Source organism: Stenotrophomonas sp. (assembly GCF_032103445.1).
In the GTDB taxonomy this organism is placed as follows: domain Bacteria; phylum Pseudomonadota; class Gammaproteobacteria; order Xanthomonadales; family Xanthomonadaceae; genus Stenotrophomonas.
In genome coordinates, this window is the sequence record NZ_DAMDFR010000091.1 from 1 (window position 1) to 12,270 (window position 12,270).

General features: G+C 69.4%; 10 protein-coding genes. 6 read left to right on the forward strand and 4 right to left on the reverse strand.

Annotated features, from left to right (window positions below):
* The 6 genes from RT551_RS19820 to RT551_RS19845 form a co-directional block, all read left to right on the forward strand.
* The coding region (locus RT551_RS19820) for an isochorismate synthase (protein ID WP_313461700.1) at positions 1-670 on the forward strand (670 nt) is incomplete at its 5' end.
* A gap of 2 nt (positions 671-672) precedes the next feature.
* Entirely contained in the window at positions 673-2,325 is a 1,653-nt protein-coding gene (locus RT551_RS19825) for an AMP-binding protein (RefSeq protein ID WP_313461723.1), read from the forward strand.
* Positions 2,325-2,960 carry an isochorismatase family protein gene (locus tag RT551_RS19830; protein WP_313461703.1) on the forward strand — a complete coding sequence of 212 codons (636 nt, stop codon included), beginning with the start codon at positions 2,325-2,327 and terminating at the stop codon, positions 2,958-2,960. Before RT551_RS19825 ends, RT551_RS19830 begins: the two co-directional genes overlap by 1 nt.
* Positions 2,957-3,214, forward strand: coding sequence for a phosphopantetheine-binding protein (locus tag RT551_RS19835; protein WP_313461706.1), 258 nt, complete (start codon positions 2,957-2,959; stop codon positions 3,212-3,214). Before RT551_RS19830 ends, RT551_RS19835 begins: the two co-directional genes overlap by 4 nt.
* Positions 3,211-7,110: an amino acid adenylation domain-containing protein gene (locus RT551_RS19840; RefSeq protein ID WP_313461709.1), complete on the forward strand. Its 3,900-nt coding sequence runs from the start codon at positions 3,211-3,213 to the stop codon at positions 7,108-7,110. The genes RT551_RS19835 and RT551_RS19840 overlap by 4 nt, the downstream gene beginning before the upstream one ends.
* On the forward strand, positions 7,107-7,868 hold the full coding sequence (locus tag RT551_RS19845; RefSeq protein ID WP_313461711.1) for a 2,3-dihydro-2,3-dihydroxybenzoate dehydrogenase: 762 nt from the start codon (positions 7,107-7,109) through the stop codon (positions 7,866-7,868). The genes RT551_RS19840 and RT551_RS19845 overlap by 4 nt, the downstream gene beginning before the upstream one ends.
* Here RT551_RS19845 and RT551_RS19850 read toward each other — a convergent pair.
* Genes RT551_RS19850 through RT551_RS19865 form a run of 4 tightly spaced genes read right to left on the reverse strand, consistent with a single transcriptional unit; the run spans position 7,865 to position 12,014 of the window.
* Positions 7,865-8,437, reverse strand: coding sequence for a DUF2894 domain-containing protein (locus tag RT551_RS19850; RefSeq protein WP_313461714.1), 573 nt, complete (start codon positions 8,435-8,437; stop codon positions 7,865-7,867). The genes RT551_RS19845 and RT551_RS19850 overlap by 4 nt on opposite strands.
* A complete protein-coding gene (locus tag RT551_RS19855) occupies positions 8,427-9,086 on the reverse strand; it encodes an OmpA family protein (RefSeq protein ID WP_313461716.1) in 660 nt (219 codons plus the stop codon). The genes RT551_RS19850 and RT551_RS19855 overlap by 11 nt, the downstream gene beginning before the upstream one ends.
* Positions 9,083-11,332 (reverse strand): DUF802 domain-containing protein, encoded by a 2,250-nt coding sequence (locus RT551_RS19860; protein ID WP_313461719.1) that lies wholly within the window; start codon positions 11,330-11,332, stop codon positions 9,083-9,085. The genes RT551_RS19855 and RT551_RS19860 overlap by 4 nt, the downstream gene beginning before the upstream one ends.
* 13 nt (positions 11,333-11,345) lie before the next feature.
* Positions 11,346-12,014 carry a DUF3348 family protein gene (locus tag RT551_RS19865; RefSeq protein WP_313461721.1) on the reverse strand — a complete coding sequence of 223 codons (669 nt, stop codon included), beginning with the start codon at positions 12,012-12,014 and terminating at the stop codon, positions 11,346-11,348.
* Positions 12,015-12,270: the final 256 nt, after the last annotated feature.

A 12,270-nucleotide genomic window follows, 5' to 3' on the forward strand; every position in this document is an offset into this window, starting at 1 on the left:
GCTGCCGGGCGACCCGCGCCGGCCGCCGGCGTGGCTGGTGGGGGCCAGCCCGGAGCTGCTGGTGTCGCGGCAGGGACAAACGGTGAGTTCGCATCCGCTGGCCGGTTCGGCGCGGCGCAGTGCAGATCCGGTCGAAGATGCGGCGGCGGCCGAGGCGCTGCTGGGCTCGGCCAAGGACCATGACGAGCACCGCTACGTGGTCGAGGCCATCGTCGAAGCACTCACGCCCTGGTGCAGCGAGATCCGCGCGCCCAAAGTGCCGGAACTGCATTCCACCGCCAGCATGTGGCATCTGGGTACGCGCATTGAAGCGACCCTGCGCGACCCGTCCACGCCGGTGGCGACGCTGCTGGCCGCGCTGCATCCCACCCCGGCGGTGTGCGGCACGCCGCGCGACGATGCGATGTACAGCATTCGCCGGCTGGAGCCGAATCCCCGTGGTTTCTACGCGGGTGCGGTGGGCTGGATGGATGCCGAGGGCGACGGCGAATGGTACGTGGCGATCCGCTGCGCACGCGTGCAGGGTGCGCACGCGCAGGTGTTCGCGGGCGCGGGCATTGTGACCGGTTCGCAGCCTGAATTCGAAGTTGCCGAAACGGCAGCAAAATTCACCGCACTGCTGAGCGCCCTGGGCGTCGGCCATGCGGCTTCAACGGAAAACGTTTCATGATGATGCACTCCAACGACGCGCACGCGCGCCTGCCACTGGCGCAGACCTGGCCGGCGGCGCGCGTGGCGCGCTACCGCGCGGCCGGCTACTGGCGGGGCGAAACCCTGCCGGGCATGCTGCGTGCGCGCGCCGAGGCCTGGCCCGATGACCTTGCGGTGATTGGCGGCGACGTGCGCCTGACGTATGCGCAGCTCTGGCAGTACGCCGGGCGCATCGGGGCTGGTCTGCTGGCGCGCGGGCTGCGTCCGGGCGACCGGGTGGTGGTGCAGTTGGGTAATACCGCTGACTTCATTGCGGTAGTGTTCGGGCTGTTCCGTGCGGGTCTGATTCCGGTGTACGCCCTGCCGGCGCATCGCTTCACCGAAGTGAGCCATGTGCTGGACAAGGCCCAGGCCAACGCCTACATCGCCAGCGCGCAGTACGAAGGCTTCGACTACCGCACGCTGGCGCGCGAACTGCAGGCGGCACGGCCGGCGTTGCAGCACGTGCTGATCAGCGGTGACGGCGAGGAATTCGCGACCGTGGCGTCGCTGGATGGCGACACGGCCACGCTGCCGCCCGATCCGGACCCGCAGTCGGTGGCATTCCTGCAGCTGTCCGGTGGCAGCACCGGCCTGTCCAAGCTGATTCCGCGCACCCACGACGATTACCTGTATTCGGTGCGCGCCAGCAACGAGATCTGCGCGATCAACCGCAGCACGGTGTACATGGTCGCGTTGCCGGCCGCGCACAATTTCCCGATGAGCTCGCCCGGGTTCCTCGGCGCGCTGTATGCCGGCGCGCGGGTGGTGCTCAGCCCGGGTCCCGGCCCGGACGTGGCATTCCCGCTCATCGCGCGCGAACAGGTGACCTGCGTGGGGCTGGTGCCGCCGCTGGCACTGTTGTGGGCGCAGGCCGCCGCGACCAGTGCACACGACCTGTCCAGCCTGAAAGTGATGCAGGTCGGCGGGGCCAAGCTGGTGCCGGAAGCCGCGCGCCGCGTGGTCGACGGCCTGGGCTGCCAGCTGCAGCAGGTGTTCGGAATGGCCGAGGGGCTGGTCAACTACACCCGTCTGCATGATGCCGAAGACATCGTGCTGGGCACGCAGGGGCGGCCGATCTCGCCGGATGACGAAGTGCTGGTGCTGGACGACCATGGCCATCCAGTGGACCCGGGCGAAGTGGGTCACCTGCTCACGCGTGGGCCGTACACCATCAGCGCGTACCACAATGACCCCGGTGCCAACGCGCGTTCGTTTACCGAAGACGGCTTCTACCGCACCGGCGACCGCGTGCAGCAGCTGCCGGGCGGCTATCTGGTGGTGCAGGGCCGTGCCGGCGACCACATCAACCGGGCCGGCGAGAAGATCTCCGCCGAAGAGATCGAGGACCATCTGCTCGCGCACAGTGCTGTGTTCGATGCGGCGGTGGTGTCGATTCCGGATCCGTATCTGGGTGAGCGCAGCTGCGCCTTCGTGATTGCCCAGGGGGAAGCGCCCACCGCCGCCCAGCTCAAGGCGTGGGTGCGCGGGCGGGGCGTGGCCGCGTTCAAAGTGCCCGACCAGGTGGTGTTCGTGCCGGCATTCGGCACCACCGCCGTCGGCAAGATCAGTCGTCGCGAGCTGCGTGCGCAGCTGCGCGACCATCATCTGCAACAGACTGGAGAACCGCGCTGATGGCGCTGCCGAAAATTGCTCCCTATCCGCTGCCCGTTGCAGCGGAACTGCCCGCGCCGCGTGGACCGTGGACACTGCAGGCCAACCGGGCCGCGCTGCTGGTGCATGACATGCAGCAGTATTTCCTGGCCGCGTTCGCCGCCGATGCCAGCCCGCTGGCACCGGCCATCGCCAACATCGCACGCCTGCTGCAGCACTGCCGCCAGCGCGGCATTCCGGTGTTCTACACCGCGCAGCGCGGCAACCAGGACCGTCGCGACCGTGGGCTGCAGGCCGACCTGTGGGGTCCCGGCATGCAGGCCATTGCCGAACACGAAACCATCATCGACGCGCTGGCTCCTGCGGCCGGCGACCATGTGCTGGTCAAACACCGCTACAGCGCGTTCCAGCGCAGCAACCTGGAAACGATGATGCGGGCACGTGGCCGCGACCAGCTGCTGGTGACCGGCGTGTACGCGCATATTGGCTGCACCGCCACCGTGAGCGAGGCGTTCCAGCGCGATATCGAAGCGTTCATTGCCGCCGACGCGGTGGCGGATTTTTCGCGCGCCGACCATGACCTGGCACTGCACTGGATCGCCCGCACCACCGGCGTGCCGTTGACCACCGATACCCTGCTGGAGCAGCTGGCATGACCACCGACACCACTCCGCTGACCCTCGAGCGCATGCGCGCCGACATTGCCGGCATGCTCGGCGAAACCCCCGATGTGGTGGGCGACGATGATCATCTGATGGACCTGGGACTGGACTCCATGCGCGTGCTTGGGCTGGTGCTGGCCTGGGGCAACACCGGCATTCCGCTCGAGTTCGGCCATCTGGCCGAGCACACCACGCTGCGCGCCTGGTGGAACGTGGTGCAGCGCCTGCAGGGCTTCACCCCGGCATGAGCGGGCATGCGGTCGCGGCCGCCGAGGACGTGGCGCACCGGCATGCCTTGAGCGAGGCGCAGACCGGTCTGTGGTATGCGCAGCGACTGGCGGCCGCACCGGCTGCGTTCAACACCGCACATGCGGTGTGGTTCGACGGCCCATTGGACATCGCGCGCTTCGTGTCCGCCGCAGACCAGATGGCATTGGAAGCCAGCACGTTGGCGCTGCGCTTTGCCGAGCGCGCCGATGGCCTGCCGGAGCAGTGGCTGGATCCGGCGCACGTGCCGCGACTGCAGGTCATTGACCTGTCCAGTGCGGCGGACGCGGCGCATGCCGCGCGCGACGTCATGGACCATGACCGGCTGATCCCGGTGGACCCACAGCGTGACCGCATCGCCCAGCAGCGCCTGTTCGTGCTGGGGCCGCAGCAGCATGTCTGGTATCTGCGGGTGCATCATCTGGCCACTGACGGCTATGGCATGGCGCTGCTGGGGGAGCGCGTCTGTGCGCTGTATGCCGGGGAAGCGGCACAGGCCGTGCTGCAGCCATGGGCACCGGTACTCGACGAAGATGCCGCATACCGCAGCAGCGAGCGCCGCAGCACCGACGCAGCGTGGTGGCAGGCCTACATGTCCGATGCGGTGCCGGCGGAGGCCGGCAGTGCAGCCCCGCCAGCGGCGGATGCGTTGCGCGGCGTCTGGCCGGTCCCGGCAGCGCTGTGCACCGCACTGCACAGCGCCGCCGCGCAGATCGGCCAGCCGTGGCCGGACCTGCTGACCGCGCTGGTGGCCGCCTATTGCCAGCGCATGACCGCACAGGACGAAGCGGTGCTGGGCGTGCCGAGCATGGGGCGGCTGGGCAGCGCCTCGGCGCGGGTGCCGGCCATGGTGATGAACGTGCTGCCGCTGCGCACCCGCGCACGGGATGAGGACAGCGTGGAGGCGTACCTGCGCGACACCGCGCGCGACCTGGTACGTGGACGTCGGCATGGCCGCTACCGCGGCGAGCAGCTGCGTCGCGACCTGGGCTGGGTCGGTCGCCAGCACCGCCTGCACGGGCCGCTGGTGAACGTGCAGCCTTTCTATCGGCCGCTGCCGTGGCAGGGGGCCACGGCAACGCTGGAGATTCTGGGCACAGGGCCGGTGGACGAGATCACCTTCGGCTTCCGCGGTGATGCCGTGACCAGCCTGCAGCTGGAGATCGAAGCGAACCCGGCCCTGTTCGACCGCACCGCGATGGCGGCGCATGCCGCGCGCCTGCCGCATTTCGTGGCACAGGCGCTGCGCGTGCTGGGCGAGGGCGGCAGCATGGGGGATATCCCGCTGGCCACGCCGGACGAGGCGAGGCATTGGCTGCATGCGGTCAACGCCACCGCGCATCCGGTCGAGGATGTTTCGCTGACGGCGTTGTTGCTGGCGCAGATGCAGGCCACGCCGGATGCCATCGCGTTGGAGTTCGAGGGCGAGTCGCTCAGCTATGCGGCACTGGAAGCGCGCAGCCTGGCGCTGGCGCTGCAACTGCGCGCATGTGGCGTGGCGCGTGAGAGCCGCGTGGTGGTGGCGCTGCCGCGCTCGCTGTCGTTGCTGGTCGCGCTGGTGGCGGTGCTGCGGGCGGGTGCGGCTTACCTGCCGGTGGACCTGTCGCATCCGGATGCGCGCCTGCGTCGGGTGCTGGAGATCGGCCAGCCGGTCTGCGTGCTTGCCGAGACGGAGCACGCAGCGCGCTTCGGCGACCTGCCGGTGCTGACGCCAGCGGACTGGTCGGAGCAGGCGTCAGATGCGCTGGTTGACAGCGTGCAGCCTGATGACGCGGCCTATGTGATCTTCACCTCCGGCTCCACTGGCGAGCCCAAGGGCGTGCTGGTGGAGCACCGCGCCATCGTCAACCGGCTGCAGTGGATGCGGCATCACTACGGCTTCGGGGCCGCCGAGCGCGTGCTGCAGAAGACCCCGGCGACCTTCGATGTGTCGGTGTGGGAATTCTTCCTGCCGCTGATCAGCGGTGGCACGCTGGTGATCGCGGCTCCGGATGTGCATCGCGACCCGCAGGCGCTGGCGCGGCTGATCCGCACTGCCCGGATCAGCACAGTACATTTCGTGCCGTCGATGCTGGACGCGTTTCTGGCGGTACCGGAATCGCAGGGGCTTGCGCTGCGCCAGGTATTCACCAGTGGCGAAGCGCTGGACGCGGCGCTGCGCGACCGGTTCCACGCGCGCATGCAGGCACAGCTGCACAACCTGTATGGCCCCACCGAGGCGGCGGTGGATGTGAGCTGGTGGCCGGCCAGTGCCGACGACACGTCGCAGCCGGTACCGATCGGCTACCCGGTCTGGAACACCCGCCTGTATGTGCTGGATGCGCAACTGCGCGCGGTGCCCGACGGCGTGCCCGGTGACCTGTATCTGGGCGGGGTGCAGCTGGCGCGCGGCTACCTGGGGCGTGACGACCTGACCGCCGAACGCTTCATCGCCGACCCGCACGTGCCCGGTGCACGGATGTACCGCACCGGGGACCGGGCGCGCTGGCGTCGCGACGGGGCAGTGGAGTACCTGGGGCGCAGCGACCACCAGGTGAAGCTGCGCGGCCTGCGCATCGAGCTGGGGGAGATCGAGGCCGTGCTGCGCACGGTTCCGGCGGTAGACCGGGTAGCGGTGCTGCTGCGCGATGCGATGCTGGTGGCCTATGTCTCCGGCACGGCAGTCGACCCTGCGGCCCTGCGTCAGCATGCGCTGCAGCACCTGCCCGATTACATGGTCCCGTCGGCCGTCGTGACTGTCGATCACTGGCCGGTCACCCCGAACGGGAAACTGGATCGTGACGCGCTGCCTGCGCCGCCGATGCAGGCGGTGGCAGGGCGCGCCCCGGCGACGGAAAGCGAGCGGGTGCTGGCGCGGTTGTTTGCGCAGGTGCTGGGGCTGTCCGCCCCGGTGGATGCGGATGCGGACTTCTTCGCGCTGGGCGGCGATTCGCTCACTGCCGTGCGGCTTCTGCTGGAGATCCAGCAGCACTGGGCGCAGGACCCGGGTCTGGGCAGTGTGTTCGAACACCCCACGGTGGCGGCGCTGGCTGCACGGCTCGATGCGCCGGTGGTGGACACCGATCACGGCCTGGGTCCGCTGATCACCCTGGCCCAGGGCGAAGCGGGCAGGGCACCGCTGTTCGTGATCCATCCGGCCGGCGGCATCGCCTGGAACTATCGCGAGCTGGCCACTGCGCTGCGGCCCGCACGCGCGGTGTTCGGCCTGCAGTCGCCGGCGCTTGATCCGGCCGCGCCACTGCCGCACAGCATTGATGCGCTGGCGGCGCAGTACGCCGCGCGCATCTTCGAGCGGCAGCCGGAAGGGCCGGTACATCTGCTGGGCTGGTCGGTCGGGGGCATCATCGCCCAGGCCATTGCGGTGCATCTGCAGGCGCAGGGCCGCGCGGTGGGGGCACTGGTGCTGCTGGATGCCTACCCCAGCGAATGCTGGCGGGCAGAGCCCGAACCGGACCCGGTGGCAGCGTTGCGGGCGCTGCTGGCCATTGCCGGTTACGACCCCGACGGCCATCCGGAACTGGACAGTCGCGAGCGCATCGTGAACTTCCTGCGTCGCGGTGACAGTGCACTGGGGCATCTGCCGGACGTGGTGCTGGACGGCGTGGTGCGCGCGGTGACCGGCACCAACCGGCTGATCCGTGAGCATCACCATCGGCACTACGATGGCGCGCTGGTACATGTGCGTGCGGCGCGTGACCATGTGCAGCGTCCGCACCTGCAGTCAGCGCTGTGGAACGTGCACGCGGCACGCGTGGCTTCGATGCCGCTGCCGTTCCTGCACAGTGAACTCACCGGGCGCGATGCGGTGGCCCAGCTCGCTCCGTGGTTGTCACAGCATCTTTCCGATCTCGATTCAGACAAGGATCCCACGGCATGAAACTGACCGGATTCGACGGCACCGTGGCGCTGGTGACCGGTGCCGCAGGCGGCATTGGCGCGGCGCTGGTGCAACTGCTGCTGGACAGCGGTGCGGTGGTGGTGGCGACCGATCGTGAAGCGCCGGTAGGGGCGGCCCATCCACGACTGCATGCGTATGCGCTGGATGTCAGTGACGCCGCCGCAGTCGATGCGCGCGTGAATGATGTAGAGGCCGAGCTCGGCCCGATCGGCTTCGGGATCAACGTGGCTGGCGTGCTGCAGGTCGGTGAAGTCACCGGGATCAGCGATGCGCAATGGCGCAGCGTGTTCGCGGTCAACACCGATGGCGTGTTCCATCTGGGGCGCGCACTGGCGCGGGTGATGACGCCACGGCGGCGTGGGGCCATCGTCACGGTCAGCTCGAATGCGGCCGGCGTGCCGCGCCATGGCATGGCGGCGTATGCCGCATCCAAGGCCGCCGCGACCATGTTCACCCGCTGCCTCGGACTGGAACTGGCCCCGCATGGCATCCGCTGCAATATCGTGGCACCGGGGTCAACGCTGACTCCGATGCAGACCGGCATGTGGGCGGATGACCAAGGCGCGCAGCGCGTCATTGCCGGCACGCCGGAGACCTTCAAGGCGGGTATTCCACTGGGCAAGCTGGCCAATCCCGAAGACGTGGCGCAGGCGGTGATGTTCCTGCTGTCCGATCAGGCCGGCCACATCGCGATGAGCGATCTTTACGTGGACGGCGGCGCGACGTTGCGCGGCTAGCGCGTGGTGCGGCGACGCGGCTTCGCGCCGGGCGCGGCGCTGTCGCGGCTGGGCAGGGTGCCGCGCTGCTGCAGCGTGTCCAGCCAGGCGAGGTTGTCCACATACGCGAGGAAGTGCTGCAGGTAGCCGGGTGAGACCTCGCCCAACCAGCCCAGCGTGCGGTGCACCAGCATGCTGGAATTCAGTGGCCCGCTGTCGCTGGGGGCTTCCTGGGCCAGGGTCTGGCGGACCTGGCTCTCGGTGCGCAGATGGGCCCACATCGCACGGAAGTCGGCCAAGGCCGGCAGCTGTGGGTAGTCGGCATTGCGCGGTGTGGGCAGGTCGCGCAGGGTAGCGGCCGGTCGTGCCGTTGCGTCAGCCGCCGCGGGCTGCGCTTCAATACGGGCGGCGTAGGCGTCCAGCAGCACCTGCAGGCGTGCGTCGAGTACCCGCCGCAGCGCGCCGTCGTGGGCGTGCGTGCGCTGCTGCAAGGCTTCCAGGAACGCGAACTGCACCGGGTCGATGCGGTCGTGTCCCTGCGTGCGCCAACGCTGCAACTGCGCTGGCGTGCTGTGGCCGTCAGCGGCCATCGGCGCGGTGGTCCGGCGTGTCAGTGGCCTTGGGGCGCGGAATCGGCGCCATTTCGACGCGGCGATTGCGTGAGCGGCCTTCTTCGCTGCTGTTGCTGTCCACGGGCTGTTCGGCACCAAAGGCGGCCGCAAACACCGAACCGGCTGGAACCCCTTCGGCGATCAACGCACGGGTCACGGTCAGCGAGCGCTGCGCGGACAGTTCCCAATTGTCGGCGAACTGGCGATTGGTGTCGCGCACCGGCTGGTCATCGGTGAAGCCGCTGACCATCAGGATCTCCTCGCGCGAGGCCAGGTAGCCGGCCAGCGGTGCGGCGAGGCTCTTCAGCAGCTCGCGGCCTTCCGGCTGCAGCTGGTCGGAGTTCAGTGCGAACAGCACGCTGCCGCGGATGCCGATGCGGCCATCCACCAGGGTGACCCGGCCCGCCGCCAGCGGTCCGGCCAGCGCCTGCTCCAGGGTCTGGCGGCGCTTGGCTTCCGCCTCGCGCTGGGCTACTTCCTGGTCCAGGCGCTGCGACAGCTCCAGCTGGATCGCGACCACGCCGACCAGAATCAGCACGAACGCGCCGAGCAGCACCGACATCAGGTCGCCGAACGCGGCCCACACCGGGGTGCTGGCTTCGCCGTCGAGTTCGATCTCCTCGCTCATGCGGTGGAGGTCCCGCTGCTGCGGCGACGCCCGGCCAGCTGCTGCAGTTCTTCAATGATCTGTTGCTGCGAGAGCACGCTCAGGTCAACCACTTCACGCGCCTGGGCGACGTAGTAGGCGAGCTGCTCGTCGCTGCGCGCCATCGAGGCATCCAGTGCGCCGGCGACCTGCTGCAGCTGTTCGCCCAGCCCGGTGCTGGCGCTGCCGAAGCTGTGCATGGCGCTGCCGAAGGCTTCGGCCAGGCTGGCCACTTCGACCACGCTGCCGCTGACCTGCGCCGCCGCGTGTTCCAGCTTGCCGGCTTCCCTGCTGATCTGTTCGCCAAAGCGGGTGCCGACGCGTTCCAGCAGCTCGGCCGAGGTGTTGACCAGCGCGTCCACGGCGGTGCGCTGTTCGGTGCTGGCGTGGTTGACCGCGTCCAGCAGGGTTTCCAGCGTGCCCAGCAGGCGGGTGCGCTCTTCCAGCATGGCGGTGTCGCGTACCATGCTGTCAGACAGCTTCTGGCGCAGTTCGGCAACCACGTCCGCGGCGGCCTTGGGAGCCTCCGAAGCCAGGGTGACCAGGCGCGAGATCTCGGCGATGGTTTCGCGCGCGTGATCCTGCGCCTGGGTGCCGATCTGGTGCGCGGTGCTGGCCAGGGTCTCGCAGACGGCCTGCTGGCTGGCGGCAACCTGCGCGCCGTTGGCTTCCCACTGCTGGCCGAGCTGTTCGGACAGGCGGACAAACGCCTCGCGCCAGGTGTCCAGGCGCTGCGCATCGCGCGCTTCCAGGGTGTCCTGCAGGCCGGTATGGGCCGACTGCAGGCCGTCCACCAGAGCACGCGCATGGGTATCGAAGCTGGCGGTGGCGCTGACCAGGGCCTGCTGGTTGCGCTCGGCCAGTTCGGCATTGACGCGCTGCTGGCCGGCCAGGGTGTCATGCCATGCCTGTGCCGAGGTGTCGGCGCTGGCCTGCATGTGCGCGGCCAGGGCATCCACCAGCGCGGTGGCGTGGGCGTTCTGCTCGGACTGGGCGGAGTTCAGCGCTTCGCGCAGCTGTTCGATCAGCGCGGCATGGGTGTGCTGCTGGACCTGCTGCGCGCTGTTCCACTGCGCGGCGGTGTCGTCCAGGCGTGCGGCCACGGCCTCAAGCAGGCTGCGGCTGTGATCGCTCTGGGCGTTGTTGAAACCATCCAATGTACCGCGCAGGTCGCTGGCCAGCTGCGCGTGCGCCTGCTGCTGGTCGCGCAGGGCGCTGGTCCAGGTTTCCCGGGTGTGGGTCTGGCTCTGTTCGAAACCGCTGCTGAGTGCGCCGAGCTGGGCCTGCACCGCATCGCGCACGCTGTGCTGCAACTGCGTAGTCTGCTCGCTGAGCCCCGCCAGGGTCTGCGCCATCAGCGGCTGCAGCGCTTCGCCCACGGCACGTGCGCTCTGCGCCACGCCGTCCTGCAGGGTCTGCTGCAGGGCGCTGGCCAGCTGCTGCTGGCTCTGTTCGGCGGCCTGCTGGAACTGCTGCTGGCTGCTGAGCAGGCGCTCACCGGTGCTGCCGCTGTGTTGTTCAATCGCGGTACTGACCGCTTCCAGACGCTCCACCAGGGCCGGCAACAGCCCGGCCTGGGCCTGCAGCAGGCGGAAGGTTTCAGCGCGCTGCCAGCTCTGCGAATGCACATGCAGGGTGGTGGCAATGGGGGTATCCAACTGCTGCACCACGCCCAGGCGCTCGCGACGGCTGAGTGCCGACAGCAGGCCGAGCATGGCCGAGGTGGCGACACCGGCGATGGAGGTGCCGAAGGCCACGGCCAGGCCCTCGACGGGTGCGCCCAGCGAGCCCCGGATGGCCTGCAGGTCAGTGGCGCTTTCCAGCGCCAGGCCGGTGCCGCGCAGGGTGGCCATCATGCCGAGCAGGGTGCCGAGCATGCCCAGCAGCACCAGCAATCCGACCAGATAGGGGGTGAGCGTGGGCGCGGGCAGGGCGGTGCGCTCGCCTTCGACGCGCAGGCGGACCGCGTTGCGCAGGCTGGCGGGGACCTGCTGCAGCCACTCGGCGAGGCTGGCCGGCGCGGTGTCTGCAGCGGCTACGGCCTGCTCCAGTGCGGCGGTGTCGGCGCGGTAGCGGCGCAGTTCAAGTGCACCGGCGACATAGCCGGCGGCGATCACCAGGGCCACGCCGACGCCAACGGCGTTATGGCCGATGTAGCCGGCCCCGATCCAGCACACGGCCAGCAGGCCGGCGAGGAAGACAACAAGATGAAGAGCGGTTCTGGACATAGGGGCTACGGATTCAGTGGGCGCGCAGGGCTGCAAGCAGGCCGTCGATGGGGTGGAAACGGACATCCAGTTCGGCCATGAGCACGTTCTGCATGTCGGTCCTGAACAACTGCAGCCAGGCGGGATCCACACCGTCGTCGGTGTCATCGGCGCTGGCGGCGTCGCGCAGGCGTTCAAAGTGGGTGCCGAGCAGGGCAGGCACGGCGGCGAGCAGGCTGTGCTCGCAGGGGCTGAGGGCCTGTTCCATGACGGCGTCGACCTCGGCAAGGCGGGCGCGGTCGTCGGGCAGGGCACTGAGCCGGTCACGCAGCAGGCCGCGCAGGCGGCCGCTGGCACTGAGCATGGCGCGCTGGTGGTTCAGGCAGCGGGTCTTCCAGGCCATGGTCTCGCGCGGTTCGGGTTTGCCGGGCACGGGGGGCTTCTGGATGGCCTGGCCCAAGCTGTCGCGCACCCGCTGGCATTCGGCCAGCAGGGGTTCGACCGGGCCGGGTTCAGCTTCAGCGGCCGCCGGCAGGCGGCCATCCAGCGCACGCGACAGGGCCACGGCACGGGTCCAGTCGATCCACTGGCTGAGCCGGTCGGCCAGATCGGGGCTGGTACGCGGGGCATTGCGGTCGGCCAGCGCCGCCAGCAATCGGATGAAGGGCGGGCCGGGGACAGGCGGTTGGGGCTTCTTCGCCATGGTTCCGGTCAAAACCGTGAATTTTACACTGGAATGACGTTTAGGCGGGTTCAGGTGCCCTGTAGAGCCGGGCTTGCCCGGCTGCTGTTGGTTTTGGGCGAACAACCCTCGGCTGGCGGTCTACGTGTGTGGGGCCATCGGATGGGGGGTACGGGACACGCCGTTAACCGCCCTCCGGGCCCCGGCCCAACCGCCAGCGGTTGGGCGTTCAGTCGCACGCGAGGCAGTGCCTCGCAAGCAGTGCGCCTTCACCCAT

Excerpts from the sequence above, each read along its gene's own strand:
- RT551_RS19825 (WP_313461723.1), top strand. The coding sequence starts at position 673 with ATGCACTCCAACGACGCGCACGCGCGCCTGCCACTGGCGCAGACCTGG.
- RT551_RS19830 (WP_313461703.1), top strand. The coding sequence starts at position 2,325 with ATGGCGCTGCCGAAAATTGCTCCCTATCCGCTGCCCGTTGCAGCGGAA.
- RT551_RS19835 (WP_313461706.1), top strand. The coding sequence starts at position 2,957 with ATGACCACCGACACCACTCCGCTGACCCTCGAGCGCATGCGCGCCGAC.
- RT551_RS19840 (WP_313461709.1), top strand. The coding sequence starts at position 3,211 with ATGAGCGGGCATGCGGTCGCGGCCGCCGAGGACGTGGCGCACCGGCAT.
- RT551_RS19845 (WP_313461711.1), top strand. The coding sequence starts at position 7,107 with ATGAAACTGACCGGATTCGACGGCACCGTGGCGCTGGTGACCGGTGCC.
- RT551_RS19850 (WP_313461714.1), bottom strand. The coding sequence starts at position 8,437 with ATGGCCGCTGACGGCCACAGCACGCCAGCGCAGTTGCAGCGTTGGCGC.
- RT551_RS19855 (WP_313461716.1), bottom strand. The coding sequence starts at position 9,086 with ATGAGCGAGGAGATCGAACTCGACGGCGAAGCCAGCACCCCGGTGTGG.
- RT551_RS19860 (WP_313461719.1), bottom strand. The coding sequence starts at position 11,332 with ATGTCCAGAACCGCTCTTCATCTTGTTGTCTTCCTCGCCGGCCTGCTG.
- RT551_RS19865 (WP_313461721.1), bottom strand. The coding sequence starts at position 12,014 with ATGGCGAAGAAGCCCCAACCGCCTGTCCCCGGCCCGCCCTTCATCCGA.